The organism is Microbacterium arborescens (genome assembly GCF_049707515.1).
In the GTDB taxonomy this organism is placed as follows: Bacteria; Actinomycetota; Actinomycetes; order Actinomycetales; family Microbacteriaceae; genus Microbacterium; species Microbacterium arborescens_B.
In genome coordinates this window covers 62,858-89,511 of the sequence record NZ_JBNAFI010000001.1, presented here as the reverse complement: position 1 = coordinate 89,511, position 26,654 = coordinate 62,858, and the positions used below count along the sequence as shown (strand labels likewise).

The following is a 26,654-nucleotide window of genomic DNA, read 5'->3' as shown; positions in this document are numbered from 1 at the left end:
CCGAACCCATACGAAACGAGAGAGATATGAGCACCACCGTGTTCCCCGACGGCTTCCTCTGGGGCGGCGCGACCGCCGCGAACCAGCTCGAGGGCGCCTACCTCGAAGACGGCAAAGGACTGTCGATCCAGGACGTCATGCCGAAGGGCATCATGACCCCGCGCGCCGAGGGCCCGACCGACGACAACCTCAAGCAGGTCGGCATCGACTTCTACCACCGCTACGCGGAGGACATCGCCCTGTTCGCCGAGATGGGCTTCAAGACCTTCCGCTTCTCCATCGCGTGGAGCCGGATCTTCCCGAAGGGTGACGAGACCGAGCCCAACGAGGCCGGCCTGGCGTTCTACGACCGCGTGCTGGACGAGCTCGAGAAGCACGGCATCGAGCCGCTCGTCACCATCTCGCACTACGAGACCCCGCTGCACCTCGCCGAGACCTACGACGGTTGGGTCAACCGCGACATGATCGGGTTCTACGAGCGCTACGTGCGCACCCTCTTCAGCCGCTACGGCGCCCGCGTGAAGTACTGGCTGACCTTCAACGAAATCAACTCGATCGTCCACGCCCCCTTCATGTCCGGCGGCATCAACACCCCGAAGGACCAGCTCTCGCCCACCGACCTGTACCAGGCGATCCACCACGAGCTCGTCGCGTCGGCGCTGGCCACCAAGGTCGCACGCGAGCTCGCCCCGAACGCGCAGATCGGCTGCATGGTGCTGTCGATGCCGGTGTACCCGCTCACCCCGAACCCCGACGACGTGTTCGCCGCGCTCACCACCGAGCGCGTCAACCTGGCCTTCGGCGACATCCACGTGCGCGGCGAGTACCCCGGCTACTACCTGCGGAGCCTGCGCGAGCAGGGTGTCGAGCTGCAGATCAGCGACGAGGACAAGACGCTCCTCAAGGAGAACACGGTCGACTTCGTGTCGTTCAGCTACTACTCCTCGATCTGCGAGACGACCGACGACTCGAAGCGCGTCATGGGCGAGGGCAACCTCTTCGGCGGTGTCAAGAACCCCACGCTGAAGGAGTCCGAGTGGGGTTGGCAGATCGACCCCGTGGGCCTCCGCCTCGTCCTCAACCAGTTCTGGGACCGGTGGCAGAAGCCGCTGTTCATCGTCGAGAACGGCCTGGGCGCCAAGGACGAGCTCGTCGAGGTCGACGGTGTGAAGACCGTCGTCGACGACTACCGCATCGCCTACCTGCAGGCTCACCTCGAGGCGGTCGGCGAGGCCATCGCCGACGGCGTCGACCTCATGAGTTACACCACCTGGGGCTGCATCGACCTCGTGTCGGCCTCGACCGCTCAGCTGAGCAAGCGCTACGGCTTCATCTACGTCGACCGCAACGACGACGGCTCGGGGTCGCTCGAGCGCTACAAGAAGAAGTCGTTCGACTGGTACGCCGAGGTGATCCGCACCAACGGGGCGTCGCTCACCAGCTGATCCTCAGCTGATCCTCCGCCGGCGGGCATCGATCCGCCGGACCCGACCGGGCGCGGTCGCGGGGCCCTCCTTCTGGCCCGCGGCCGCGCCCTCCTTCTTCGAGCCCGAGAGAACGCATGACCCCGACCGCATTCCGCCGACGCGCCGTCTTCCTCGACGTCGACGGCACCCTGCTGCAGGACGGCACCCATCTGCCCGACTCGGCCGTCGCCGCTGTCCGCCGCGCCCGCGAGAACGGCCACCTCGTGCTGCTGAGCACCGGACGCGGCATGGCCGAGCTGCGCGGACGCATCCTCGACATCGGCTTCGACGGCGCGGTGACCAACGGCGGTGCCTTCGCGGGCGTCGGCGACGAGCTCATCCTGTCGCGCCTCATGACGGCCGCCGACGTCGCCCGCCTCACGGCGGCGTTCGAGGCCCGCGGCATCCACTGGTACCTCCAGTCGTTCGACCGGCTGTTCGCGAGCCCCGGGCTGCCGTCGCTCCTGGCGGACCGACTGGAACGCGACCGTGCGCTGCAGGATGAGCGGGCGCGGGCGGCGGGGGTCGACCCCGACGAGCTCGAGTTCTTCAGCGTCGGGATGAAGACCTTCGACGACGCGGTGCACTTCTCGGATGCCGAGATCGCGAAGGCCGTCATCCTCGGGCACGATGCCGACGCCGTGGCCGACCTGCTCGCCGAGCTCGCGCCGGACTTCGCCGTCGTCTCGGGAACGATCCCGCTCCCCGACGGCAGCTCGGGAGAAGTGGCCCCGCGCGGCGTGAACAAGGGCGCGGCGATCCTCGAGGTGCTCGCCCACCTCGGCATCGACCCCGCCGACGCGATCGGCATCGGCGACAACTGGAACGACGCCGAGATGTTCGAGGTCTGCGGCACCGCCATCGCGATGGGCAACGCCGTACCCGAGGTGCAGGCCCTGGCCGACGAGGTGACCACCGCGATCGACGACGACGGCATCCACAACGCTTTCGCCCGTCACGGCCTCATCTGAGTCGGTGAGCGATGGCGGCGATGTCGTCGGGCGTCGTGCGGCAGCAGCCCCCGACGATGCGCGCACCCCATGCGAGCCACGCGTCGAGGTCGGCCAGGAGCCGGCCCGGGTCACCCGTCCACACCCGCGCTGCGGCGTCCCACGTCTCGCCGCTGTTCGGATAGACGACGTACGGCGCCGCTGCCGCGTCGGCGATGACGGACGACACCGTCTCGGGCGCGCAGCAGTTGACGCCGACCGCGAGAACCCCGGGTGTTCTCGCGGTCGCGGCGAGGGTCTCGCGCAGCATGGCCGCGTCGAACGCCGTGCTCGCGGCAGAGAGCGAGATCCACGACGGGATGCCGACGCCGTCGATCGCCCGCGCCACCGCCTCCGCCTCGGCGGGCGAGGCGATCGTCTCGAACGCCAGGACGTCGGGCTCAGCCTCGACGATCGCATCGAGCCGGCGACGATGCCACCGCTGGAGCTCGACGACGGAGAGGCCGTAGTCGCCGGTGTACTCGCTGCCGTCAGCGCGCGTGGCACCGAAGGGACCGACGGATGCCGCCACCCAGACGTCTCTCCCCGCATCCGCTGCTCCCTCGCGCGCCAGCCGCACCGCGAGGTGCAGCAGGCGGCGGGTCTGCGCGCCGTCGAAGCCGACCGCGGCGAGGTTGTCGAAGGCGATCTGGTACGAGCCGGTCGTGAGGATGTCGGCCCCCGCGGCGGCGAAGCGGGTGTGCACGGCGCGGACGTCGGCGGGCGCCTCGGCGAGCACGCGCGCCGACCAGAGGTCGCCCGTCAGATCGTGGCCCGACGCCTCGAGCGTCGTGCCCAGGCCGCCGTCGAGCACGACCGGTCGGGTCGCCAGCGCTGTGCTCAGGTCGGGCATGGAGTCACTCTAGGTTCCGGGTACGACCGCGGACGTTCACCGTCTGCCCATGCGACCCCGCATTACGCTGGAGGAGTGACGTCGGAACCTCGCATCATCTTCCTCGACGTCGACGGCACCATCCTCGCGCACGGCGAGACGATCGCTCCCTCGACGATCGCCGCGGTTCGCGCCGCGCGCGAGCGCGGGCACCTCGTCTACCTGTGCACGGGACGCGCCGCCGGCGACATCCACCCCAGCGTGCTCGACATCGGCTTCGACGGCGCCATCTCCAACGGCGGCGCCCTCGCGGTCTCCGGCGACGAGACGGTCCTCGCCGAGACGATGCCCCGCGCGGCCGTCGAGCAGGTCATGGCCTACTTCGCCGAGCAGGGCACGCGCTACTTCATCCAGTCGCACAGCGGCGTGTACGCGAGCGAAGGCGTGCGATCGTTCATCGCGGACTTCATCGCCGAGCGCCGCCGGCGTCACGCCGATGACCTGTCGTCGGTCGCCCTCGCCGAGGATGTCGTGGCGGCCCCGCGGTTCGCCCCCGTCGAGGAGGCCGACCTGGACCACATCGCCAAGGCCGTCTTCGTCAGCTCCGACCCCGACGCCGTCGAGAAGACGCAGCGGGCTCTCGGCGAGCAGTTCCACGTGATTCCGGGCAGCATGCCGCTGCCGACCGGATCCAACGGCGAAGTGGGGATGCGCGGCACGAACAAGGGAACCGGCATCGAGGCGGTGCTCGCGCACCTCGGCCGCGACGCTGCGGACGCCGTCGGCATCGGAGACAGCTGGAACGACGTCGAGATGTTCGAGGTCTGCGGCACGGCGGTCGCGATGGCCGAGGCCGACCCGCAGCTGCAGCGCATCGCCGGAGACGTCACCACCGGCGTCCTCGACGACGGCATCTGGAACGCCTTAGTGCGCCACGGCATCATCGACCCCGCGGCGGCCGCGTGATGTCCGGGGCGACCGAGGAGCGCAGCATCCGCCCCATCGTCCCGGACGACGCCGGCGAGGTGCTGACGCTGCAGCGTGCCGCGTTCGTCTCGGAAGCGCTCATCTACGACGCCGCCGACATGCCGCCGCTCACGCAGACGCTCGACGAGCTTCGCGCCGAGCTGGAGGAGAACCACGGATGCGTCGCGCTCGACGGCGGTCGCATCGTCGGCGCGGCGCGTGCCCGTGTCGACGGCGAGCTGCTGCTCATCGGCCGCATCTCCATCGCGCCCGACCAGCAGGGCACGGGACTGGGCACGGCCCTTCTCGCGGCCGTCGAGGATCGCGGTCGCGAGGCCGGGGCTCGGACGGCCGAGCTGTTCACCGGTTCCCTGAGCGAGGCGAACCTGCGCCTGTACGAACGCGAGGGCTACGTCGAGTCGGAGCGGGTGCCGCACGACGACGGCACGTTCCAGGTGTTCCTGCGCAAGCAACTCGACTGAGGGGCGCCTCAGCGCTGAGCGGGGCTGCGCCGGCGCCGCCGCACCGGCTCCGCCGGCAGCCGCTCGGCCAGTCTCGGCATCGACTCGCTGCGACCGCGCTCGACGTGGGCGGCAGCGAGCGCGAAAGCGAGGTCGGCGTGACCGGCGAGGATCGCCTCCACGATCTCGTCGTGCTCGTCCCACCGGCGGGGCGTGTCGCGCTCGGGGGTGAGGCGGAACAGCCAGCGGGTCCGACCGGTGAGCAGCCCGCTCATCCGCAGGAGCAGCCGGTGCGCCGCGAGGGCGAAGATCTCCTCGTGCAGGTCGGAGTTGCGGGTCGAGGCGGGGGCGTCCTCGTCGTGGTCGACATGAGCGATCTCGAGCGCGGCGACGAGGTGGGTGGTATCGGCGCCGGCGGCGGCGCGACGTGCGGCAAGGGATGCCGCGAAGGGCTCGAGCTGCATACGCATGTCGAACAGCTCGCGGGCGTCGTCCAGCGTGAAGGTGTGGACGATCGCGGCGCGCCGGTGCGCTGACGAGACGAACCCCTCGGCCTCGAGCACCTGCAGCGCCTCGCGCACGGGCACGCGCGACACTCCCAGCTGCACAGCGACGTCGCGCTCGCCGAGCTTGTCGCCCATCGGGATCTCACCCGTGATGATGCGCTCGCGCAGCGCGTGCGCGATGCGGCGGCCCGCGGCGCCCGTCTCGTCGTCCACCCGTCCATCCTGACAGGTCGTAGCCGGAACCCCGGGATGTGCGGTTTGGTATGCCGTAACGGGTACTTCGGCCCTTTCGGGCCTTTTCAGCGCCGTTTTGGTACTCCAAAGTGTCGTCGGCGTAAGAGTTGTGTTGCGTGTTCATTACGCGAGGGATTCACGGACGAGCCGTGTCATAGCGTCCTGATCGTGATCCCCTTCCTCTTGCGCCGCCTCGGCCTCGCCGTCGCCACGATCTTCCTCGTGGTGACCGTGGGGTTCGTGCTGGGCCGGCTCACCGATGCCCCCGGGGCTCTGCTGCTGCCCGACAACGCCACCGCCGCCGAGGTCGACGCCCTCAACGCGAGCCTCGGCTTCGACCGCCCGGTCGTGCTCCAGTACCTCGACTTCCTCGCCGGGCTGTTCGTCGGCGACTTCGGCGACTCGTACCGGCGCCACGAGTCGGCGATGGGTCTCGTGCTCGAGCGCGTGCCCGCCACCGTCGAGCTCGCGTTCTGGGCGTTCGTGATCGGGTTCGCCCTCGCGCTCGTCGCCGCACTGGCGATCCAGCTCACCGGCAGCAAGGCGCTGCGCGCGATCGTGGGCTGGAGCGGAGCTGTCCGCCAGTCGATCCCCGACTTCTTCTTCGCCCTGCTCCTAGTGCTCGTCTTCTCGGTCGCGCTCGGCGTGCTCCCGTCGCTCGGGCGCACCAGCCCGGCAAGCCTGGTGCTGCCGGTCATCACCCTCGCCACAGGACAGTTCGTCATGTACCTGCGCCTGCTCGACGCCGCCCTCAGCGAGCAGGCCGAACAGGACTACGTGCGCACGGCCTTCGCGCAGGGACGGCGACGCAGCGCCATCCTGCTGACCCAGATGCTCCCCAATGCCCTCTCCCCCGTTCTCGGCATGGCCGGGCTCAACCTCGGCGGGCTGCTGGGCGGCACCGTCGTCGTCGAGGTCGTATTCGCCTGGCCGGGCATCGGCAGCCTGCTCACGGATGCCGTCAGTCAGCGGGACTTCCCCATCGTGCAGGCCGGCCTGCTCTTCGTCGCCCTCATGTTCGTCCTCGTCAACACGCTCGTCGACGTCCTCGTCTCCCGCATCGATCCCCGAACGGCCCAGTCATGACCGCCGCCCCCGTCGCCATCGCCGCCGCGACCACCCCGACCCGCCCGCCGCGCTTGCGCCTGCGCCCTTCCGCCGTCGTCGGAATCACGATGATCGGGATCGTCCTGCTTCTCGCCGCGGTCCGCCCCCTCCTCCCGGGGTTCGACCCGATGGGGCAGGACCTCTCGCGAGCTCTCCTGCCGCCCTTCACCGATCCGGCGCACCCGTTGGGCACCGATCCGTTGGGTCGCGACCTGCTCAGCCGCATCGCCCTCGCCTCGTCGGTGACTCTCGGCATCACCCTGGCGATCGTCGTGCTCGGCGCCCTCATCGGCACGACCGTGGGGATCGTCTCGGGGTACTTCGGCGGTCGCATCGAATCGGGCCTCTCGGTGCTGTCGAACACGGTGCTCGCCATGCCCGTCGTGCTGCTGCTGATCGCGATCTGCGCGGTCGTGTCACCGAGCGCCGGGCTGACCATCCTCGTCGTCGGGTGCACGTGGTGGGTCGGGTACGCCCGGGTCACCCGCAACGTCACGGCGGCCCTGCGCCGCCAGGACTTCGTCGTCGCTCCCCTCACCCAGGGCGCCGACACCTTCTGGACCGTCACCCGCCACGTCGTCCCCAACGTCTGGCCCCACACCCTCATCATCGCCGCGACCGACATCGCGACGATCGTGCTCATCGAGGCGTCGCTGGAGTACCTCGGACTCGGCGTGCAGCCGCCCACTCCCAGCTGGGGCGCGATGATCTTCGACGGCCAGAAATACCTCGCGACCGACCCGTGGCTCGTGATCCTCCCCGGCCTGGTGATGTTCCTCGCCGTCGCGGGCGTGCAGTTCGTCAGCCAGCAGTTCACCGCAGAGGCGCGCGGCGCCCTGCTGCGCAAGGGAGGCCGGCGATGACCGCATCCATCCTCACCATCGACGACCTCTCGCTCGAGACCGTCGCCGCGGGAGAGACCCGAACCCTCGTCGCCGGGGTCTCGCTCGAGATCACGGCCGGGCGCGCGCTCGGCATCGTCGGCGAGTCCGGCTCGGGGAAGAGCCTGACGATGCTCGCCGCGATGGGCCTGCTGCCCGAGGGTGTGCGCGTGTCGGGAGGCAGGATCCTGCTCGACGGCCGCGACGTCACCGGCCTGAGCGATCGGGAGCTGCGCCGTGCCCGCGGACGCGTCGCGGCGATGATCTTCCAGGACCCGATGTCCTCGCTCGACCCGTTGCGCCCCGTGGGCGCGCAGGTCGCGACCGCCGTCCGCGTGCACGCTCCCCGGATGAGCCGGGCCGCGGCGCGCCGCCGCGCCGTCGAGCTGCTGGAGTCGGTCGGCGTCCGCGACGCCTCCGAGCGGGCCGCGGCGCGCCCCCACCAGTGGTCGGGCGGCATGCGTCAGCGCGCGATGATCGCGATGGCGATCGCCCACGACCCGCTGCTGCTCATCGCCGACGAGCCGACCACCGCGCTCGACGTCACCGTCCAGGCTCAGGTCATGGCGCTCTTGGACGAGGTGCGTGAACGCACCGGGTCGGCACTGGCGCTGGTCACCCACGACCTCGGCGTCGTCGCACAGCACACCGACGAGATCGTCGTCATGCGCTCGGGCGCGGTCGTCGAGCGCGGCACCACCCGTGACGTGCTCACCGTTCCGACCCAGGACTACACGCGGCGGCTGCTCGCCGCGATCCCCTCCGCGCATATCGCGCCGGCCCGCACCCGCGCCGCTTCACCGGACGCCGAGACGGCCCTCGAGGTCACCGACCTCGTCGTCTCCTACCCGGGCCGCCGCGGCGAGTCGGTGCGCGCCGTCGACGGCGTGTCGCTGCGGGTCGCCGCCGGCGAGACCCTCGCGGTCGTCGGCGAGTCGGGATGCGGCAAGTCCTCGCTCCTGCGCGCGATCCTCGGCCTCACGCCGGCGACGTCGGGGACGATCGCGCTCGCGGGAACCGAGATGTCGCCGTCGATCTCGGGACGCACGGGCGCCGACCGTGCGCGGGCGCAGATCGTGTTCCAGGATCCGTCGTCGGCCCTCGATCCGCGCCTGAGCATCGCCCGCACCGTCGCGGAGCCGCTGCGGGTGCGACGCGCGTTCTCGGCAGCCCGCGTGCGGTCGCTGCTCGACGCCGTCGGCCTCGATGCGTCGTTCGACCAGCGCCTGCCGCGCCGCCTCTCCGGAGGTCAGCGTCAGCGCGTGGGCATCGCCCGTGCGCTCGCGCTGGATCCGGCGCTCGTCCTCCTCGACGAGCCGGTCTCAGCCCTCGACGTGTCCATCCAGGCCCAGGTCCTCGATCTGCTGCGCGAGCTGCAGCGCGAGCACCGCCTCGCCTACCTCTTCGTCTCGCACGATCTCGGGGTCGTGCGAGGCATCGCCGACCGCGTGGTCGTGATGCAGGCGGGCCGCATCGTCGAAGAAGGCCCCACCGAGGCCGTGTTCACCGATCCGCAGCATCCCTACACCCGCACCCTGCTCGACGCCATTCCCCGACTCACCGTTTGAAAGGCCCCGCCATGACCTCTTCCCGCTCGCGCCGCGCACTCGCCGGCGCCTCCACACTCGCCCTGGGCACGCTGCTGCTCGCCGGGTGCGCCGGCGGCTTCGACGAGCCCTCCGGCTCGTCCTCCGGCAGCGCGCAGACCACCATCACGGCGGCGCTGCCGACCGACCCGACCTCGATGGACCCGATCCGATCGGGCGCCCTGGTGGTCCTGTCGGTGTTCTTCCACACGCACGACCAGCTCGTGAAGATCGCGGCCGACGGCGAGATGCTGCCCAAGCTCGCCACCGACTGGACCGCGAACGCCGACCTCACGCAGTGGGAGTTCACCCTGCAGCCCGACGTCACCGCCAGCAACGGCGAGGCGATCACCGCCGACGACGTCGTCTTCTCGTACGAGACGATCCTCGGCGATCCGACCGGCGAGAACTACGCCTACCTCTCCTCGGTCGAGCGCGTCGAGAGGGTCGACGACCTCACCGTGCGCTTCGTGCTGAAGCAGCCCTTCTCCGCGTTCCCGCGCAACACCTCGCTCATCTCGATCGTGCCCGCCGACACCTACCAGGAGATGGGTCCCGACGCGTACGCACGCGAGCCGATCGGCTCGGGACCGTACGTGTTCGACAAGATCGCCGCGGGCGTGTCGTACGACCTGGTGCGCAACGAGGACTACTGGGGCGAAGCACCGGTGATCGAGTCGATCTCGCTGCAGCCGGTGTCGTCGGCGGAATCCCGCGCCAGCGGCGTGCTGTCGGGCGACCTCGACGTCGCGCAGATCGGGCCCACCCAGGTGTCGAGCATCGAGTCGGCGGGCAACGCCCAGGTGTTCTCGGCCCTGTCGAACGGAGTCGTGTTCCTTGGCGTCAACTCCACGGCGGGCGCGCTGCAAGACGTGCGCATCCGTCAGGCGGTGGCACACGCGATCGACAGCGAGGCGATCGTCACGTCGCTGCTGGCGGGCCTGGCCGAACCGGCGAAGGCCATGCTCGCGCCCGCGGTCGAGGGGTATGCCGACAGCGTCGAGGGTGCCGCTTTCGACCCGGACGCGGCGCGCGCCCTCCTCGCCGAGGCAGGCTACGACGGAACCCCGATCCCGTTCGACTACGCCACCGACGGCCGCATCCCGCTCTCGAGCGAAATCGCGCAGAGCATCCAGGGCTACCTCGAGGCGGTCGGCATCGCCGTCGACATGCGCGGCGCCGACCAGCAGAGCCACACCCTGAAGGTGCGCGGCAAGGAGATGCAGGGCATCTACCTGAACACGTGGGCCCCGTCGACCCTCGACGGCGACCTGCCCCTGACGGACTTCTACGAGCCGGCGGGCAACAACAACTACGCCCAGGACCCCGTCACCACCGAGCTCGCCGAGCGTCAGCGGGGCGTCGACGGCGCCGAGCGCGAGGCCGTGTTCGCCGAGCTGCTGGACTACAGCAACACCCAGGCGTACTTCGTGCCCCTGTACGTCCCCGCCAACAACTTCGCCGCCGGCGGATCGCTGCGGTGGGAGCCGCGCGCCGACGGCCTGTACGACTTCACCGAGACGAGCTTCGAATGACCCGCACGATCCTCACCCGCGTCCGCCCGTGGGGCGGACAGACCGCCGATGTGACCCTGGAAGGCGACGTCATCACCGGCGTCGCCCCGGCAGGCTCGACGCCCGCCGGGGACGCGGAGCGGATCGTCGACGGTCGCGACCGCATCCTGTTGCCGTCGTTCGCGGACGTGCACGTGCACCTCGATTCCACGCGCATCGGTCTGCCGTTCCGCCCGCACACCGGCGTCCCCGGCGTGTGGGGCATGATGCTCAACGACCGTGACAATTGGCGCGAAGCCGAGGCCCCGATCACCACGCGGGTGGCCACGACACTCGAACGCGCCATCGCCCGCGGCACGACGGCCGTCCGCACCTACGCCCAGGTCGACACCGACGCCGGACACGAACGACTCGACGCGGTGCTCGCCGCGCGTGAGGCGAACGCGGGCCGCTGCGACGTCGAGATCATCGCCTTCCCGCAGGCCGGCCTGCTGCGGGAAGCGGGGTCTGCCGAGGTGCTCGATAGTGCCATGGCACGCGGCGCCGACGTCGTGGGCGGCATCGACCCCTGCGCTCTCGACCGCGACCCCGTGCGTCACCTCGACATCGTGTTCGGCATCGCCGAGAAGCACTGCGCACCGATCGACATCCACCTGCACGAGCCCGATCAGCTCGCGAAGTTCTCGGCCGAGCTGATCATCGAGCGCACTCGGGCCCTCGACCTGCGCGGTCAGGTGACGATCTCTCACGGCTACGGCCTCGGCCGACTTCCCGAAGCGCAGCTGCGCGTGCTCCTCGAGCAGTTCCGCGACCTCGACATCTCGATGGCGACGATCGCGCCGCCCAGCCCGCTCCCGACCATGCTGCTCGCCGAGTACGGCATCCGGCTCGGCCTCGGTCAGGACGGGCAGCGCGACTACTGGTCGCCCTACGGCAACACCGACATGCTCGACCGCACGTGGCAGCTCGCGTTCACCAACGGCTTCCGCCGGGACGAGGACATCGAGCACTGCGTCGCGATCGCGACCGCCGGAGGCCGCGCGGTCATGGGTCGGGGCGCAGCGCTCGCCGGCGCCGCCGACCGCCCGGGCGTCGCAGTCGGAGACCCCGCCGACCTCGTGCTCGTGTCGGGCGACACCGTCACCGCCGCGGTCATGGACCGGCTGCCCGACCGCACGGTGCTGTACCGCGGCGCGGTCGTCGCCGACGGGCTCGAGCTGACCGGCGAGGTCGCCGCGTGACCCTGCTTCTCGGGGCGTCCGAGCTCGAGTCCCTCGTCGACCGGCCCGCGACGATCGAGGCCGTCGCCCGCGCCTTCGCCGAGATCGCCGATGGTGGCGCCGACCAGCCCGGCCCCACCGCCATGTCGACGGCCGCGGACTCGGGACGGTTCATCCTCATGGCTGCCGTCTCGGATGCCGCCGGCCTGGCCGGCGTCAAACTCCTCGCCGACGTACCCGCCAACGGCGCGCGCGACCTCCCGACCCAGCGGTCGATGATCCTCGTGGTCGACCGCACCGACGGCGGTCCGGTGGCGCTGCTGCACGGCCGCGTGCCGACGCGCGTTCGCACCGCGGCGGCGAGCGCGGTGGCGACCCGGGCGCTCGCACGCGAGGACAGCCGTTCCCTCGGGCTGCTCGGCGCCGGTGCCCTCGCCCGCGAGCACGTGCGGGCGCTGCGCGGCATCCGGGCCTTCGACCGGCTGACGGTGTGGTCGCGCTCATCCGAGACGGTCGCGCGGTTCGCCGCCGACCTGGCCCGCGACGGCGACTGGACCGGCGACGTGGTCGCCGCAGCGGCTCCCCGCGACGTCGTCGAGGCCTCCGACGTGGTGTGCACCCTCACGCCGTCGGTCGACCCGATTCTCGCCGGCGCCTGGCTGCAGCCCGGCCAGCACCTCAACGTCGTCGGAGCGCGTCCCCGGCCCGACGAGCGCGAGGTCGATGGTCGGGCCCTCGCGCGGGCATCGGTCTGGGTGGACGACCGGGCCACCGCCGAGACGAAGTCGGGCGACCTGCTCCTGGCGGTCGCCGAGGGCGCGATCAGCCTCGACGACGTGGTCGGAACCCTCGGCGAGGTCCTCACGGGGCGGGTGCGGGGCCGGAGCTCCGCCGAGGAGATCACGCTCTTCGACTCGGTCGGCATCGGCGCGCAGGACATCGCGGTCGCCGAGGTGCTGCTCGGCGCCGCCCGCGCCCGGGGCGTCGGCACTCTCGTCGACCTCAGCGCCTGACCCGGCCGGGCCGGTCGGGCCGGCCGTGGCGCCTCGGGCTCAGTCGAGGAAGACGTCGGGGAAGAGGGCGTCGTCCGGTGTGCCGGGAACGGCCGCGTAGCCCGAGAGGTCGGTGATCCCCGCGGCCTCGAGCACCTCCTCGACGATCAGCGTCTGGCCCGAGTACGCGCGCGCCGGCTGCACCAGCACCTCGTAGGCGGCATCCGCGTAGATCTCCGGCGTGCGGCTCGCCGCCATCATCCGATCGCCGCCGAGGGAGTACTGCACCGCCGCGGTGGCGATCGTCGTGCGCGGCCACAGCGTGTTCGCGGCGATCCCGTCATCGGCGAACTCGGCGGCGATGCCGAGCGTCGCCATCGTCATGCCGTACTTCGCGAGCGTGTACCCGGTGTGCGCGCCGAGCCACTTCGGCGACAGGTTCAGCGGCGGCGACAGCGAGAGGATGTGGGGGTTCTCGGCCTCGCGCAGGTGCGGCAGCGCCGCGCGCGAGAGCAGGAAGGTTCCGCGGACGTTGACCGCCTGCATGAGGTCGAACCGCTTCGTGGCGAGTTCGAGCGTGCCCGACAGGTCGATCGCCGAGGCGTTGTTGACGACGATGTCGATGCCGCCGAACTCGCCCTGCGTCTTCAGCACGGCCTCGGTGATCGAGTCGTCGTCGCGCACATCCCCGACGATCGGCAGGGCCCGCCCGCCCGCCGCCACGATCTCGGCGGCGGCCGTGTGGACGGTGCCCTCGAGCTTCGGGTGCGGCTGATCGGTCTTCGCGAGCAGGGCGATGTTCGCGCCGTCGCGGGCGGCGCGGAGCGCGATGGCCAGCCCGATGCCGCGGCTGCCGCCCGACATCAGCAGCGTCTTGCCCGCGAGGGGCTTCGCGTCGGTCATGAGTTCTCCTCGGGTCGAGAGCGGCGAGCGGATGCGGCGGCGAACGCATCGATGCGGACGCGAGCCTCGTCGGTGTCGAAGCGCGCGCCGATGGTGCGCGCTTCGTCGTCGAGGCTGTCGGCGAACGGGCGCTGCGAGCCGGCGCGGACAAGACGTTTCGCCTGCCCGAATGCGGCGGTCGCGCCGTCGGTCCAGGACGCGGCGAGCGCCGCCGCGCGGGCCGCCGGATCGGGGTCGACCTCGGTCACGAGGCCCCAATCGCGGGCGGTCTCGGCGTCGAGGGCGGTGTCGTGCAGCAGCAGCTGCAGTGCACGCCGCTGTCCGACGGCGGCCGGCAGGAGCGTCGACACACCCAGGTCGGGTGTGAGGCCGATGTTGGCGTACTTGCTGACGAAGACCGCCGACGGCGCGGCGACGATGTAGTCGGCGACCAGCATGATGCCGAGCCCGCCGCCGGCGACGGCGCCCTGCACGGCGGCGACGATCGGCACGGCGCTCGCGGTCAGCGCCGCGATGCCGTCGGTGATCACCCGCGCCATCGCGGTGACCTCTCCGCCGCCGAGGCCCGACGTCGACATCGACACGACGTCGCCGCCGGCGCAGAAGGCGCGGCCCGCGGCATCCAGGATCACGGCGCCGACCGTCTCGTCGGCGGCCACCTCGGTCGCGACCTCGCGCCACCGCTCCGCCATCTCCGCGTCGACGGCGTTCAGCGACGCGGGCCGGTTCAGCGTGATGCGGGCGAGGGCTCCCTCGCGGCTCAGCAGGACGGTGTCGGTCGCAGATGGGGTGTCGCTCATCGTGGTGCCATTCTGATCGCGCCGTCGAGACGGATCGTCTCGCCGTTGAGGTAGTCGTTGTCGACGATGTGTGCGGCGAGGGCAGCGAACTCCTCGGGTGTTCCCAGGCGCTGGGGGTACGGCACCTGCTCACCGAGGGACTGCTGCGCGGCATCCGGGAGCCCGGCCATCATCGGCGTCTGCATGATGCCCGGGGCGATGGTGCAGACGCGGATGCCGTGACGCGCGAGCTCGCGCGCGATCGGCAGGGTCATCGCGTGCACCGCACCCTTCGACGCGGCGTAGGCGGGCTGGCCGATCTGGCCGTCGAAGGCCGCGACGGAGGCCGTGTTGACGATGACGCCGCGAGCACCGGTCTTCGTCGGGTCGGTGCGAGCGATCGCCGCCGAAGCCTGCGCCACGACGTTGTAGGTGCCGACGAGGTTGATGCGGACGATGCGTTCGAAATCCGCCAGCGGGGTCGGGGCGCCCTCGCGGTCGAGCACCTTCGCGGGCGGCGCGATGCCTGCGCAGTTGACGACGATGCGCAGCGGCGCCGCCTGAGCCGCCGTCTCGACGGCGTCGGCGACCTGGTCGGGATCGGTCACATCGGCCGGCGCGAATCTCCAGCCCGCCTCAGCGGCGACCTCGTGCCCGGCCGAGCCCGGCAGATCGACGATCGTGACGTGCGCGCCGCCGGCTGCGAGGCGCCGGGCCGTGGCCGCCCCCAAGCCGCTGGCACCGCCCGTGATGAGGGCGGAGACTCCCGCGATCTGCATGTGCTCTCCTTCGAACTCGCCCCTCCACCCTAGAACGACGGCGGCTGGCCTACTATCGATCGCTGTGGAACGAGACCTGACCTGGCGCATCGTCGATGCCGCCTACGACGATCCCCGCGCACGTGACCTGCGCGGACAGCTCGACGACGACCTCGGCGCGCGCTACGACGGCTTCCACGGCGACGAGCCCGACGAGCGTCGTCGGGCTCGTGTCCGCGCCCTCGCGACGCACCCCGATGAGATCGTCGCGACGCTGATCGCCCTCGTCGATGAGACGCCCGCCGCCGAGACGCCGGCAGGTCACGTCATCCTGCGGCGACTCGGCGACGAGTGGGAGATCAAGCGCCTCATCGTCGCGCCGGCGTTCCGCGGCCTCGGCATCGCCCGCGGGCTCATGGCCGCGGCCCTCGATGCCGCCCGCGCCGACGGCGCCGACCGGGTGATCCTGCAGACGGGACTCCAGCAGCCCGAGTCGATGGCGCTGTACTCGTCGATGGGCTTCACCCGCATCCCGGTGTACGAGCCCTACGTCGAGACGATGCCGCGCTCGGTCTGCTTCGCCCTCCCGCTCTGATCCCGGCTTCAGCGGACGTCGTCGTCGACCCAGTCCATCGACTTCGTCACGGCCTTCTTCCACAGCCGCAGTTGGCGCTCGCGCTCCTCGACGTCGTCGTTCGGCGTCCAGCGCTTGTCCTCCTGCCAGTTGGCCCGCAGCTCGTCGAGGTCGTTCCAGAACCCGACCGCGAGACCGGCGGCGTAGGCGGCGCCGAGGGCGGTGGTCTCGGCGACGACCGGGCGCACGACCGGGACGCCCAGGATGTCGGCCTGGAACTGCATGAGCGTGTCGTTGGCGATCATGCCGCCGTCGACCTTGAGCTCGGCCAGGTCGACGCCCGAGTCGGCGTTGACGGCATCCAGCACCTCGCGCGTCTGGAACGCCGTCGCCTCGAGAGCCGCTCGGGAGAGGTGCCCGCGGTTGGCGTAGCGCGTGAGGCCGACGATCGCGCCGCGCGCATCCGGGCGCCAGTACGGCGCGTAGAGGCCCGAGAACGCCGGCACGAAGTACACCCCGCCGTTGTCCTCGACCGACAGCGCCAGCTGCTCGACCTCGGGCGCGGTGCTGATGATGCCGAGCTGGTCGCGCAGCCACTGGATGAGCGACCCGGTGACGGCGATCGAGCCCTCGAGCGCGTAGTGGGTGGGACCGTCGCCGAGCTTGTAGCCGATCGTCGTCAGCAGACCGTTCTCGGACTTCACGATCTCGGTGCCGGTTTGGAAGATGAGGAAGTTGCCGGTGCCGTAGGTGTTCTTGCTCTCGCCCGCGTCGAAGGCGGCCTGACCGAAGGTCGCGGCCTGCTGGTCGCCCAGGATGCCGGCGACGGGGGTCTCGCGCAGCAGCGACGTGTCGCGGGCCTCGCCGTAGACCTCGCTGGAGGAGCGGATCTCGGGCATCATCGAGCGCGGCACCCCGAAGTCGGCGAGGATGTCGTCGCGCCACTCGAGCGTCTCGAGGTCCATGAAGAGCGTGCGCGAGGCGTTCGTGACGTCGGTCGCGTGGACGCCGCCCGAGGGGCCGCCGGTGAGGTTCCACAGCACCCACGTGTCGGTCGTGCCGAAGATGAGGTCGCCGGCCTCGGCCTTCTCGCGGGCGCCCTCGACGTTCTCGAGGATCCAGACGATCTTCGTTCCCGAGAAGTACGTCGCCAGCGGCAGGCCGACGATGTCCTTGTACCGCTCGACTCCCTCGTCGCCGGCGAGGCGATTGACGATCGGCTGCGTGCGGGTGTCCTGCCAGACGATGGCGTTGTAGACCGGGATGCCGGTGTTCTTGTCCCAGACGACCGCCGTCTCGCGCTGGTTGGTGATGCCGATCGCGGCGATGTCATGACGGGTCAGGTTGGCCCGCCCGAGCGCGATGCCGATGACCTCGCGCATGTTGTCGCGGATCTCGATCGGATCGTGCTCGACCCAGCCGGCGCGCGGCATGATCTGCTCGTGCTCCTTCTGCCCGACGGAGATGATCGAGCCCTTCTTGTCGAAGATGATCGCGCGGCTCGAGGTCGTGCCCTGGTCGAGGGCGATGATGTAGTCGGTCATGATGTGACGTCCTTGTCTGTCAGCGTGTCGGTTCGGGGTGGACGGATCAGGCGAGGCCCAGCAGGGCGCCGGCAGCGAGTGCGGCGAGCGTACCGCCGATGAGGGGTCCCACAACGGGTACCCACGCGTACGACCAGTCGCTGGATCCCTTGCCCTTGATCGGGAGCACCGCGTGGGCGATGCGGGGGCCGAGGTCGCGGGCGGGATTGATGGCGTAGCCGGTGGGGCCGCCGAGCGAGGCGCCGATGCCGACCACGAGGAGAGCGACCGGCACCGCGGTGAGGGGCCCGAGCGAGCCCGGCGTGCCGATCTCGATATCGCCGTAGTCGGCGAATCCGAAGATGACGAACACCAGGACGAACGTGGCGATGATCTCGGTGACGAGGTTCCAGCCGTGGGCGCGGATGCCGGGGCCGGTCGAGAAGACGCCGAGCTTGTTGGCCGGGTCGGGCTCGGCGTCGAAGTGGTCGTGGTAGGCCAGCCAGCACAGCACCGCGCCCAGGAACGCGCCGACGAACTGGGCGGCGACCGCGACGAGGAACTGGGCGAACTCGATCTTCCCGCCCACGAGCAGTCCGATCGAGACGGCGGGGTTCAGCTGCGCTCCGGAGTACGACGACACGAGCACACCGGCGAACACCGCCAGACCCCAGCCCCAGTTGATCATGAGCGTCCCGCCGCCGAGACCCTTCGACTTGGCGAGGATGACGTTGGCGACCACACCGCCGCCGAGCAGGAGCAGCATCGCCGTCCCGACGAGCTCCGACACGAAGTAGAGCCCGAGATTGATGTCGTGCATGTCAGCGTCGACCTTTCTGCAGAATCATCGCGTGCGACATCGCCGCGCGAGAGGGGTGGCCTGAGAACGAGCCGGCGTCAGGCCGCGCCGGGTCCGGGAGGCGTCAGACGCCGAGCGGCGCCAGCTGCGAGGTCCGCACGTCGATGCGGTGATCCTCCTCGAGCGCTCGCGCGGCTTCCTCGACCTGTGCGCGCACGGCATCCGCGTCCCAGCCGAGCACCGGCGCGGCCGCCTCGGCGACCTCCGTGAGGGTCGCCATCGAGACGCCGCCGACGAAGGCGATGGAGGTGCGACGCAGCAGCAGGTCCATCAGCGAGACGACCTCTTCGCGCTGGGCGAGGAACGCGATCTCCTCGGCCGAGTAGCCGGGGGCGTGCGCGAGCTCCTGCTGGGTCACCGGAAGCGCGGTCAGCAACTCCTGAGCGTAGGTGCCGTAGCGCTCGAGCATCCGCGCGGCGAGGGCCGCCGAGTGCGCACCGCGGTGCGTCTCGATCCAGCGCCGGTGCTGCGCCTTGCTGCGCGGGTAGCCGGCGCCGCCGCCGATCGCCAGGTCGGTCGTGGCGACCCGGCGCGGCCGCCGCAGCGTCCCGAGCACGTCGGTGGCGAGGTGCTCGGCGAGCGCACGGAAGGTCGTCCACTTGCCGCCGACGAGGCTGAGCACCGGCACGTCGCCGAGGCGCTCCTTCTCGATGCGGTAGTCGCGCGAGACGAAGCCGGGCGCGAGGTCGTCGTGGCGGGGAAGGGGACGGATCCCCGAGAACGTGTAGACGATCTGCGAGCGGTCGACGGCGAGGTCGGGGAAGACCTGGGCGATCAGATCGAAGAAGTAGTCGATCTCCTCGTCGGTGCAGACGGTCGGGCGCGTGGGGTCGGCGTCGATGTCGGTCGTGCCGACCATCACCCGCCCCTTGAGCGGGTAGATGAGGACGATGCGGCCGTCCGCGGCCTCGAAGAAGATCTCGTTGCCGCCGGTCGCCTCGAGCAGCGCCGGGTTGTCGAGGACGATGTGCGAGCCCTTCGTGCCGCCCATGAACCGCGTCGGCGTGCCGAGCGCCGTGTTCGTCACGTCGGTCCAGGGCCCGCTGGTGTTCACGATGACGTCGGCCGAGAACGCGAACTCCTCCCCCGTGACGTCGTCGCGGATGATGACCGACGATCCGTCGGAACCGACCACGGGAGCGTAGTTGGCCGCGCGTGCCGCTTCTTCGCGGATGCCGTCGCGCAGCACGTCGAGCGCCAGACGCTCGGGGTCGTGCATCGAGGCGTCGTAGTAGGTCGCGGTGTACCGGAAGCGCTCGTCGAGATCGGGGAACTGCGCGCGCGAGCTCCGCCGACCGCGGAACCGGTGACGCGGAACGGCACCGCCGTCGCGCGAGAACGTGTCGTACATGACCAGGCCGACCTTGATCAGGAGCGCCCCGCGCTCGCGCTGCTTGCCGCGCCCGTGGGTGACGAGCAGTCGGAAGGGCGCGGCGAGGATGCCGGAGAAGGTGCGGTGGATCGGGATGGTGGTGGCCAGCGGCTTCACGAAGTGCGGCGCATTGCGCACGAGCCGGTTGCGCTCGGTCACCGACTCCTTCACGAGGCGGAACTCGCCGTTCTCGAGGTAGCGGACGCCACCGTGGATCATGTGGCTGGAGGCGGACGATGCACCGCTGACGTAGTCGCCGCGTTCGACGAGAGCGACGTCGATTCCCTGCAGAGCCAGGTCGCGGAAGGTCGCGATGCCGTTGATCCCCCCGCCGATCACGAGCACCTCGGCATGGGGGCGCTCGCGCAGGGCTCGGATGTTCGCTCGGGTGGTGGTCGGCGTCGACTCGGTCATCATGCATCCTTTTCCACGGCTGTCCCGATCTACACTGGGGTCCACCGCACAGATGCGCAACGCGCGTGCACGAATGTGCATTCGCGTGGCGTCGATGCACGTTCGTGCAGGACGGAAGACGATGAGCGCCGACGCCGAGGCCGAAGCCCGCACGCGCGATGCACTGCGAGCGGCCCAGCTGTACTACGTGCAGGAACGCACGATGGACCAGATCGCCGGAGAGATGACGCTGTCGCGCTCCTCGGTGTCGCGACTGCTCGCACACGCCCGAGAGATCGGGCTCGTGGAGATCACGGTGCACTCCCCGCACGAGGCCAACTCGGTGGTGGCCCGGCGGCTGTCCGAACGCTTCGGCATCTCGGTGCACGTCGTGAGCACCCCGCCGCGCACGAACGACGCCGAACGCCTCGAGCGCACCGCGCGGACGGCCGCCCACGTGCTGTCGTCGACGCTCGACCCCGACGCGAGCATCGGCATCGCGTGGGGGGCGACGGTCTCCGCCATCGCGCGTCACCTGCCCACGAAGCGGCTCCACGACTCGCAGATCGTCCAGATGAACGGTGCCGCGAACGAGTCGACCTCGGGCATCTCGTACTCCGGAGCGATCCTCGAGCGGTTCGGACAGGCGTTCGGCACGGACGTGCAGCAGTTCCCGGTGCCGGCGCTGTTCGACGATCCCCTCACGAAGCAGCTGCTCTGGCGCGAGCGGTCGATCCGGCGCGTCCTCGACGCGCAGTCGCGCGTGCAGGTCTTCGTCTTCGGGCTCGGCTCGCCCCACGCCGACGTGCCGTCGCACGTCTACGCCGGCGGCTACCTGACGGGCGAGGATCTGCGCTCGCTGCTCCGCGACGGCGTCGTCGGCGACTGCGCCACGGTGTTCTACCGCCTCGACGGCTCGGCGACCGACATCGAGCTCAATGCGCGCTCGAGCGGGCCGTCGCTGGAGTCGATCCGTCGCATCCCGCGCCGATTGTGCGCGGTGTCGAGCCTGACCAAGCTCGACGCGCTGCGCGGTGCGCTCGCGGCCGGCCTGATCACCGAGCTGGTCGTCGAGGAATCCCTCGCCCGCCGTCTGGCGGAGTCCAGCGTCGGAGCCGCCTGACGCGACCCGCGTCGACCCGGCCCGCGTCGACGCGGCCCGGGCGTCAGGCCGGACCGAAGATCGGGTGGAACGCCCCCACCGCGACCGACACCGCCAGCGCCGTGATCGAGATCGCGAGGCCGCCGGCGATCAGCGCGAGATCGGATGCCGCCAGGCGTGATTCCCGGGCCCACGTGCGGCGGACCGGAGCGCCGAACGCCCGAGCCTCCATGGCCGTCGCGAGCGACGAGCCGCGCCGGATGGCGAGCACCAGCAGCGCGAACGCCATCCCGAGCAGCCGCCGCAGCCGGCCGGCGTCGGCCACGCCTCGGGCGCGTCGCGCCAGGGCGAGCGCGCGCCAGTCCTCGGCGAGCAGCCCGAGCATCCGCATCCCGGCGAGGCCCCCGATGACGAATCGCGCGGGGAGCCGGAGGATCTGCGCGAGGCCGTCCGCCAGATCGGTCGGGTCGACCGTGACGAACAGGACGACGGCGGGTAGACCGATCGCCAGGACGCGGAGCGCGGCGGCGAGCCCCAGCGCCAGCGACCCCTCGCTGACGTGCACGAAGGCCCAGGAGAAGAGGTCGGCGCCGCTCCGCTCGCCGTAGAGCGAGATCGTGACGGCGGCAGCGGGAGCAGCGATCCACAGCGGCAGGGTCCGCAGCCAGAAGCGCCGCCAGCCGACGCCCGATGCGAGCAGCAGGGGCAGCTCGAGGACGAGCGCCACCCCCGCCGAGACCGGGTCGATCGTGACGACGAGGGGCAACGCGATAAGCAGCGCCGCCACCAGCTTCGCCACGGGATTGAGTGATGCCACCCCACCCCGGGCGGTCGGGGTCTGCGCCACCTCGGTCATGCGCGAGCTCCGGGCGCGGGGGCCAGCTCGAACCGGCGCGCCGCGAGCGCGTCGAGCACGGCCTCGTCGTGCGTGATCGTGACGACCCCGAGCGGTCCGCGGTCGTCGACCCCGTCGCGAAGGGCGGCGATGATGGCGACGAGCTCGGCCCACGTGCGTGCGTCCTGACCGTAGGTCGGCTCGTCGAGCACGACGACCCGGGGGCGGGCGGCCAGCATCGCCGCGACCGTGAGCCGGCGCTTCTCCCCGCCCGACAGCGTGTACGGGTTCGCCGCCGCGAGCGGCGCGAGCCGCAGCCGTTCGAGCAGCTCGTCGACCCGTGCGGCCGTCTCCGTCGCGTCGAGGCCGAGGGCCGACGGCCCCACCTCGAGCTCGTGACGCACCGTGGACCGCAGGATCTGGTGCTCGGGCACCTGCAGGACGGTCCCGATGCGCGTCAGCAACGCCGTCGACGTCCACGCAGCGGGATCGAGGGCGCGGTCCGCCTGATCCTGATCCCGCTCACGCTGGCGGGCCCGTCCGCGCCGCCGGGGCCGCGCGGACAGCGCCGCACCTGCCGCCAGGTCGGCTCCCGCACGCACCGTCCCGCCCTGCGCCGGCAGCAGCCCGGCCAGGGTCAGCCCGAGGGTGGACTTGCCGGCGCCGTTGGGCCCCACGATGCCGAGTGCCTCCCCCGAGCGCACCTCGAGGTCGATGGGCCCCGCCACGGGCGAGCCGGACGCGCGCCCGACGACGAGTCGCTCCGCCGACAGCAGGACCGCCCCGGGCGGTCTCGCGGGAGCCGCGGGGGCGAGCGGACGGATGCCGGGCACCCACACCCCGGCGTCGGCGAGCGCAGCCGCCTGCGCGCCGAGCACCGCCTGGGGGTCGCCGTCGGCGATGACCCCGCCGCCCGCCGCGAGCACGATGACGCGGTCGACGAGCGGGAGCCACGCCTCGATCCGGTGCTCGATCACGACGAGCGTGGCACCGGTGGCATCTAGCACCCGCGAGACGGCATCGCGGACCTCGATGACGCCCGCGGGGTCGAGGTTCGCCGTGGGCTCGTCGAGCAGCACCGCGCCCGGCCGCATCGCGACGACACCCGCGAGGGCGAGGCGCTGCTTCTGCCCTCCCGAGAGCGCCGCGGTCGACCGGTCGAGCGGAACGGCGAGCCCGACGGCATCCAGTGCCGCCCGCGCCCGATCCCAGGTCTCGTCGCGAGGCACGCCGAGGTTCTCGCACCCGAAGGCGACGTCGTCGCCGACCCGGGCGAGGATCGTCTGGCTGTCGGGATCCTGCAGCACCAGCCCCACGCGCCCGCGGGCGCCCGCCGCCGGCTGCCCGTCGACGAGCAGGCCGCCCTCCTGCTCCCCCTCGTCGGCGCCCCCGAGGACGCCCGCGAACCCCTGCAGCATCGTCGATTTGCCCGACCCGGAAGCGCCGAGCAGAAGGACGCGCTCGCCGGCCTCGATGCGCACGTCGGCGTCTCGCACCGCCCACGCGTTGCGGGTGGCGTAGCGCCAGCCCCAGCTGCGCGCCTCGAGGGTCGCCGGCCGCGTCGCCCCGGAGTCGCGCACCGTCAGACGCGCGCGGTGGCTTCGCGCCCCGCCGCGAACCGGCTGAGGGCGCCGGTGCGTGCGAGGGCCCGCGTGATGAGCCAGCCGCCGAGACCCGCGATGACGGCGCCCGACAGCGTGGTCGAGGCGATGTAGACCGACGTGAAGAGGGTGTCGGCGCCCGGGTACCAGAAGACGCGGTCGTTGATGCCGCCTGCCAGTCCTGCTCCGGCGCCCGCGAGGATCGCGACCGGCAGACGCCACGCAGCGTAGAGGAAGACCAGGAAGATCAGCTCGGCGCCGAGCCCCTGCACGAGGCCCGAGACGATCGTGAGCGGCCCCCACTGGTTGCCCACGAGCGCCGAGATCACGGCCGCGAGCAGTTCGGTGTAGAGCGCCGCGCCGGGCTTGCGGATGATGAGTCCGCCGAGCACCCCGGCGATGAGCCACGGCCCCGCCAGCAGCCCCTGCAGGCCCGGAAGCAGCGGCGTGAGCGCGGCCGAGGGACCCTGGTAGGCGACGTTCCACAGCAGGAACACGGCGGCGCAGGCGACGCCGATGACACTGGCGATGACGATGTCGACGACGCGCCAGCGGAAGCGTCCGGCGCCTCCGCCCGCTCGGCGGTCCGCGGACTCGGTGGTGATGGGCGCAGCAGCGTGCATGTTCTCTCCTCCCTGCGCCGGCATGATCCGGATCAGGTTCGACGGTCGAAGCGTGGATCGCTTCCTCTCAGCCCGGCTCACCGGACTCCCGTGGTTGTCGTTGAAGTATAACGTCGCGCCGCCGTTGTACGTTTGGCGGGTGAGCCCTCCCGACCCCGCAGCGACGCGGCGCGTGCGGCGGGATCCAGCGGCCGATCCGGGCTCGACGCGCATCGCGCTCGCGTGGGTCGACCACGACGTGGTGGCGAGCCGGGACGGCCGCCGCGACGCCGCCTCGACCGGTCCCTACACGCTGGCCCATGCCGACCTGCTCGCCGATCGGCCCGGGCGCTCGCCCGCGGTGGCGACCGCGGCACTGTCCGTGGTCGGCGCGGCCGCCCTCACCGTCGGCGGCTACACGGCATCCACGCTGCTCTGGCCTCTGGATGCGGTCGCGCCCGACATCCTGCCCGCCCCTGTGTCCGCGCCGGCAGCGTCGGCGGCTCAGCCCGCCTGGCCGGTCGAGGGCGTCGGCGCGACCGCCGTCGACGGGGTCGCCGCGGTGGCAGCCTCGTCGAGCGACCCCGAATCCATCGCGAGCATCACCAAGCTGGTCACCGCGCTCGTCATCCTCGACCGGATGCCGCTCGCCGCCGGCGAGCAGGGCCCCGAGTTCGCCTTCACCGCCGCCGACCGCCGCGAGTACTTCGCGTACCTCGCCGACGACCAGTCGGCGCTCGATGTCCCGGTCGAGGGCACGCTGACGCAGTACCAGCTGCTCCAGGGGGTGCTCATCGGGTCGGCCAACAATTACGCCGACCGCCTGGTGTTCGACCTTTGGCCCGACGAGGACGCGTACGTCGAGGCGGCGAACGCCTGGCTGCAGAGCCACGATCTCGGCGGCGTCGCCGTCGTCGACTCGAGCGGCATCGATCCCGGCAACACCGCAGATCCGGCATCCGTCGTCGCGCTGGCCGAGACCGCGATGGCCGACCCCGTCATCGCGGGGATCGTCGCGCAGCGCTCGGTGGAGCTGCCGGGCGCGGGCCTCGTCGAGAACACCAACGCGCTGCTCGCCGACCCCGCGGTCGTCGGCGTCAAGACCGGCAGCCTGTTCGGCTCGTACAACCTCGTCGCCGCGAAGGACACGGCCTTCGACGGCGTCAACGTGCGCGTGTACGCCGCAGCTCTCGACCAGCCCGACGACGAGACGCGTCACTCGGCGACGGCGGCGCTGCTCGATCGCACCGTGGCCGAGATCGCCGCTTCTCCGGCCCTGCCCTCCGGCACCCTCGTCGGCACCGCCACCACCGCGTGGGGCGCGACGTCCGACGTGGTCACCGAGTCGGACGTGCGCGTCGCACTGTGGAACGCCCAGGGGTCGCAGACGACAGCCGACTTCGACCTGGGCGACGCCCGCGACGCCGGCGACGGTGTCGGCCAACTGACCCTCACGGGGCCGCTCGGAACCGCGCAGACGGCGCTGACGCTGACCGCCGACATCCCCGACCCGGATGCCTGGTGGCGCCTCAGTCACCCCCTCCAGCTGTGGGGCCTCGCCGACTGACCTCGCGCCGGGCGACCGTGCGCCGGCGGTGCGGCTGGCTCACACGAAGCGCACGGTCTGCTGCAGGCGGGTGCGCACGTCGAACAGCTCGTTGCCGCCGATCTCGCGCGCGCCCGCGACGCCGCGGCGGAGCACGGTGGCCAGCGCCGAGCGTCCGACGACGGCCACCGCGAGCCCCCGCACCCGGCCGAGCTCCTCGATCGCCTGGACCACATCGTCGTCGGGGAGGACGACGATCGCGCCGCTGAACTTCACCCGGGCGGCGCGGCTGAGCGCACGCGCGCGCTGGACGAGCGTCGCGATCGGCGCATCGACGCCGTCACCGATGAGGTCGCCGCGACGGGTGCGGACGGACGTGCCGAAATCCTCGGACAGGACGGCGTACAACCCCGACGGTCCGAGCACGACGTGATCGAGCTTGGCCTCGGGGTCACGGGGGTCGGCGGCGACATCGTGCCAGACGGTGTACCCCATGCCGAGGTCCGCTACCACCCGCGCCGTCGCCTCCTCGGCGAGCGCGTCGGCCAGCAGGCGCCGGATCTCGTGCGGCGCGGTGCGCACGAGCGCGGGGTCGTAGGGGTCTTCCACCGGCGCCCCGCGCCCGACCCACTCGCGGATGAGGTTGAGGTAGCGCTCTCGTCGCCAGCCGCCGGGCTGACCGAACGACCGGGCGCGCGGGCGCGTGTCGGCGGCGCGCTGCGGCGGACGCCACGTCGGGGCGTCGGGCGAGAACGACGGCGCGTCGGAGAAGCCGTGCCCGCGGTCGTACGCGGCCCGGGTCTCGGCCGTGCCGACGAGGTCCCAGGCGCGCTGCACCTGGACGAACTGCACGGCGTCGCCGCCGGTGTCGGGGTGCGTCTGCCGCAGCCGCAGCCGGTAGGCGCGGCGAAGCTCCTCGTCGTCGACGTCGGGGGCGACCCCGAGCACGTCGTACGCCGAGGCGGACAGCGGACTGTCGAACACGAACCCTCCCTCGTGCGCGCGCCCCCGCTCAGGAGCCGGGGCGCACAGCATCCCGAGACTATTACGTCG

The 26,654-nt window shown here is 71.7% G+C and carries 25 protein-coding genes and 1 riboswitch; of the genes, 13 read left to right on the top strand and 12 right to left on the bottom strand.

Translation table 11 applies throughout. The features are described from left to right. The first annotated feature begins 26 nt into the window (after positions 1–26). Both ACPYN5_RS00405 and ACPYN5_RS00400 read left to right on the top strand, forming a co-directional pair. On the top strand, positions 27–1,445 hold the full coding sequence (locus ACPYN5_RS00405) for a glycoside hydrolase family 1 protein (protein ID WP_424447007.1): 1,419 nt from the start codon (positions 27–29) through the stop codon (positions 1,443–1,445). A 116-nt stretch (positions 1,446–1,561) separates the two neighbouring features. Further along, complete coding sequence (locus tag ACPYN5_RS00400; protein ID WP_424447006.1) at positions 1,562–2,437, top strand: Cof-type HAD-IIB family hydrolase; 876 nt, start codon at positions 1,562–1,564, stop codon at positions 2,435–2,437. Here ACPYN5_RS00400 and mmuM read toward each other — a convergent pair. Next, positions 2,430–3,308, bottom strand: a complete 879-nt coding sequence (gene mmuM / locus ACPYN5_RS00395; protein ID WP_424447005.1) for a homocysteine S-methyltransferase — start codon at positions 3,306–3,308, stop codon at positions 2,430–2,432. The two genes, ACPYN5_RS00400 and mmuM, sit on opposite strands and share 8 nt — an antisense overlap. 75 nt (positions 3,309–3,383) lie before the next feature. On the opposite strand from mmuM, the gene ACPYN5_RS00390 reads away from it, so the two are divergent. Then, positions 3,384–4,253 carry a Cof-type HAD-IIB family hydrolase gene (locus ACPYN5_RS00390; RefSeq protein WP_424447004.1) on the top strand — a complete coding sequence of 290 codons (870 nt, stop codon included), beginning with the start codon at positions 3,384–3,386 and terminating at the stop codon, positions 4,251–4,253. Then, complete coding sequence (locus ACPYN5_RS00385) at positions 4,253–4,735, top strand: GNAT family N-acetyltransferase (RefSeq protein WP_424447003.1); 483 nt, start codon at positions 4,253–4,255, stop codon at positions 4,733–4,735. The genes ACPYN5_RS00390 and ACPYN5_RS00385 overlap by 1 nt, the downstream gene beginning before the upstream one ends. Before the next feature lie 8 nt (positions 4,736–4,743). Here ACPYN5_RS00385 and ACPYN5_RS00380 read toward each other — a convergent pair whose 3' ends face one another. Beyond that, positions 4,744–5,433 carry a GntR family transcriptional regulator gene (locus ACPYN5_RS00380; protein WP_424447002.1) on the bottom strand — a complete coding sequence of 230 codons (690 nt, stop codon included), beginning with the start codon at positions 5,431–5,433 and terminating at the stop codon, positions 4,744–4,746. A 189-nt stretch (positions 5,434–5,622) separates the two neighbouring features. On the opposite strand from ACPYN5_RS00380, the gene ACPYN5_RS00375 reads away from it, so the two are divergent. Genes ACPYN5_RS00375 through ACPYN5_RS00350 form a run of 6 tightly spaced genes read left to right on the top strand, consistent with a single transcriptional unit; the run spans position 5,623 to position 12,775 of the window. Next, a complete protein-coding gene (locus ACPYN5_RS00375; protein WP_424447001.1) occupies positions 5,623–6,540 on the top strand; it encodes an ABC transporter permease in 918 nt (305 codons plus the stop codon). Continuing rightward, positions 6,537–7,424 (top strand): ABC transporter permease, encoded by an 888-nt coding sequence (locus ACPYN5_RS00370; protein ID WP_424447000.1) that lies wholly within the window; start codon positions 6,537–6,539, stop codon positions 7,422–7,424. Before ACPYN5_RS00375 ends, ACPYN5_RS00370 begins: the two co-directional genes overlap by 4 nt. After that, positions 7,421–9,010 (top strand): dipeptide ABC transporter ATP-binding protein, encoded by a 1,590-nt coding sequence (locus tag ACPYN5_RS00365; protein WP_424446999.1) that lies wholly within the window; start codon positions 7,421–7,423, stop codon positions 9,008–9,010. The genes ACPYN5_RS00370 and ACPYN5_RS00365 overlap by 4 nt, the downstream gene beginning before the upstream one ends. A gap of 11 nt (positions 9,011–9,021) precedes the next feature. Next, entirely contained in the window at positions 9,022–10,563 is a 1,542-nt protein-coding gene (locus tag ACPYN5_RS00360) for an ABC transporter substrate-binding protein (protein WP_424446998.1), read from the top strand. After that, positions 10,560–11,783 carry an amidohydrolase family protein gene (locus tag ACPYN5_RS00355; RefSeq protein ID WP_424446997.1) on the top strand — a complete coding sequence of 408 codons (1,224 nt, stop codon included), beginning with the start codon at positions 10,560–10,562 and terminating at the stop codon, positions 11,781–11,783. Before ACPYN5_RS00360 ends, ACPYN5_RS00355 begins: the two co-directional genes overlap by 4 nt. Beyond that, positions 11,780–12,775, top strand: coding sequence for an ornithine cyclodeaminase family protein (locus tag ACPYN5_RS00350; protein WP_424446996.1), 996 nt, complete (start codon positions 11,780–11,782; stop codon positions 12,773–12,775). The genes ACPYN5_RS00355 and ACPYN5_RS00350 overlap by 4 nt, the downstream gene beginning before the upstream one ends. Before the next feature lie 39 nt (positions 12,776–12,814). On the opposite strand, the gene ACPYN5_RS00345 is transcribed toward ACPYN5_RS00350, so the two are convergent. From ACPYN5_RS00345 to ACPYN5_RS00335, 3 genes are read right to left on the bottom strand one after another with little or no spacing between them, the layout of a single operon-like run. Then, positions 12,815–13,657 (bottom strand): SDR family oxidoreductase, encoded by an 843-nt coding sequence (locus ACPYN5_RS00345; protein ID WP_424446994.1) that lies wholly within the window; start codon positions 13,655–13,657, stop codon positions 12,815–12,817. Beyond that, the gene (locus ACPYN5_RS00340; protein WP_424446993.1) at positions 13,654–14,457 is read right to left on the bottom strand and encodes an enoyl-CoA hydratase/isomerase family protein; all 804 of its coding nucleotides are present in this window, start codon (positions 14,455–14,457) and stop codon (positions 13,654–13,656) included. The genes ACPYN5_RS00345 and ACPYN5_RS00340 overlap by 4 nt, the downstream gene beginning before the upstream one ends. Next, positions 14,454–15,215: an SDR family NAD(P)-dependent oxidoreductase gene (locus ACPYN5_RS00335; protein WP_424446992.1), complete on the bottom strand. Its 762-nt coding sequence runs from the start codon at positions 15,213–15,215 to the stop codon at positions 14,454–14,456. Before ACPYN5_RS00335 ends, ACPYN5_RS00340 begins: the two co-directional genes overlap by 4 nt. A 64-nt stretch (positions 15,216–15,279) precedes the next feature. Here ACPYN5_RS00335 and ACPYN5_RS00330 point away from each other — a divergent pair, with 64 nt between their 5' ends. Continuing rightward, positions 15,280–15,789: a GNAT family N-acetyltransferase gene (locus tag ACPYN5_RS00330; RefSeq protein WP_424446991.1), complete on the top strand. Its 510-nt coding sequence runs from the start codon at positions 15,280–15,282 to the stop codon at positions 15,787–15,789. Positions 15,790–15,797: 8 nt separating this feature from the next. On the opposite strand, the gene glpK is transcribed toward ACPYN5_RS00330, so the two are convergent. The 3 genes from glpK to ACPYN5_RS00315 form a co-directional block, all read right to left on the bottom strand. Beyond that, positions 15,798–17,312 (bottom strand): glycerol kinase GlpK, encoded by a 1,515-nt coding sequence (gene glpK, locus ACPYN5_RS00325; protein ID WP_424446990.1) that lies wholly within the window; start codon positions 17,310–17,312, stop codon positions 15,798–15,800. A gap of 46 nt (positions 17,313–17,358) precedes the next feature. Then, positions 17,359–18,111, bottom strand: a complete 753-nt coding sequence (locus ACPYN5_RS00320) for an MIP/aquaporin family protein (RefSeq protein WP_424446989.1) — start codon at positions 18,109–18,111, stop codon at positions 17,359–17,361. Positions 18,112–18,214: 103 nt separating this feature from the next. Continuing rightward, positions 18,215–19,936 carry a glycerol-3-phosphate dehydrogenase/oxidase gene (locus tag ACPYN5_RS00315; RefSeq protein WP_424446988.1) on the bottom strand — a complete coding sequence of 574 codons (1,722 nt, stop codon included), beginning with the start codon at positions 19,934–19,936 and terminating at the stop codon, positions 18,215–18,217. A 121-nt stretch (positions 19,937–20,057) separates the two neighbouring features. Here ACPYN5_RS00315 and ACPYN5_RS00310 point away from each other — a divergent pair, with 121 nt between their 5' ends. Continuing rightward, on the top strand, positions 20,058–21,038 hold the full coding sequence (locus ACPYN5_RS00310; RefSeq protein ID WP_424446987.1) for a sugar-binding transcriptional regulator: 981 nt from the start codon (positions 20,058–20,060) through the stop codon (positions 21,036–21,038). Positions 21,039–21,081: 43 nt separating this feature from the next. Here the strand turns inward: ACPYN5_RS00310 and ACPYN5_RS00305 are convergent, their stop codons facing one another. From ACPYN5_RS00305 to ACPYN5_RS00295, 3 genes are all read right to left on the bottom strand, one after another. Beyond that, positions 21,082–21,873, bottom strand: a complete 792-nt coding sequence (locus tag ACPYN5_RS00305; RefSeq protein WP_424446986.1) for an energy-coupling factor transporter transmembrane component T family protein — start codon at positions 21,871–21,873, stop codon at positions 21,082–21,084. Continuing rightward, the gene (locus ACPYN5_RS00300) at positions 21,870–23,432 is read right to left on the bottom strand and encodes an ABC transporter ATP-binding protein (RefSeq protein WP_424446985.1); all 1,563 of its coding nucleotides are present in this window, start codon (positions 23,430–23,432) and stop codon (positions 21,870–21,872) included. Before ACPYN5_RS00300 ends, ACPYN5_RS00305 begins: the two co-directional genes overlap by 4 nt. Positions 23,433–23,434: 2 nt before the next feature. After that, complete coding sequence (locus ACPYN5_RS00295) at positions 23,435–24,076, bottom strand: ECF transporter S component (protein WP_424446984.1); 642 nt, start codon at positions 24,074–24,076, stop codon at positions 23,435–23,437. After that, positions 24,069–24,178: riboswitch (TPP riboswitch) on the bottom strand. It overlaps the preceding gene by 8 nt. A 37-nt stretch (positions 24,179–24,215) precedes the next feature. On the opposite strand from ACPYN5_RS00295, the gene ACPYN5_RS00290 reads away from it, so the two are divergent. After that, positions 24,216–25,622 (top strand): D-alanyl-D-alanine carboxypeptidase family protein, encoded by a 1,407-nt coding sequence (locus tag ACPYN5_RS00290; protein ID WP_424446983.1) that lies wholly within the window; start codon positions 24,216–24,218, stop codon positions 25,620–25,622. Between the two features lie 39 nt (positions 25,623–25,661). On the opposite strand, the gene ACPYN5_RS00285 is transcribed toward ACPYN5_RS00290, so the two are convergent. Continuing rightward, positions 25,662–26,585, bottom strand: coding sequence for a DnaJ domain-containing protein (locus tag ACPYN5_RS00285; RefSeq protein ID WP_424446982.1), 924 nt, complete (start codon positions 26,583–26,585; stop codon positions 25,662–25,664). Between the last annotated feature and the right edge of the window lie 69 nt (positions 26,586–26,654).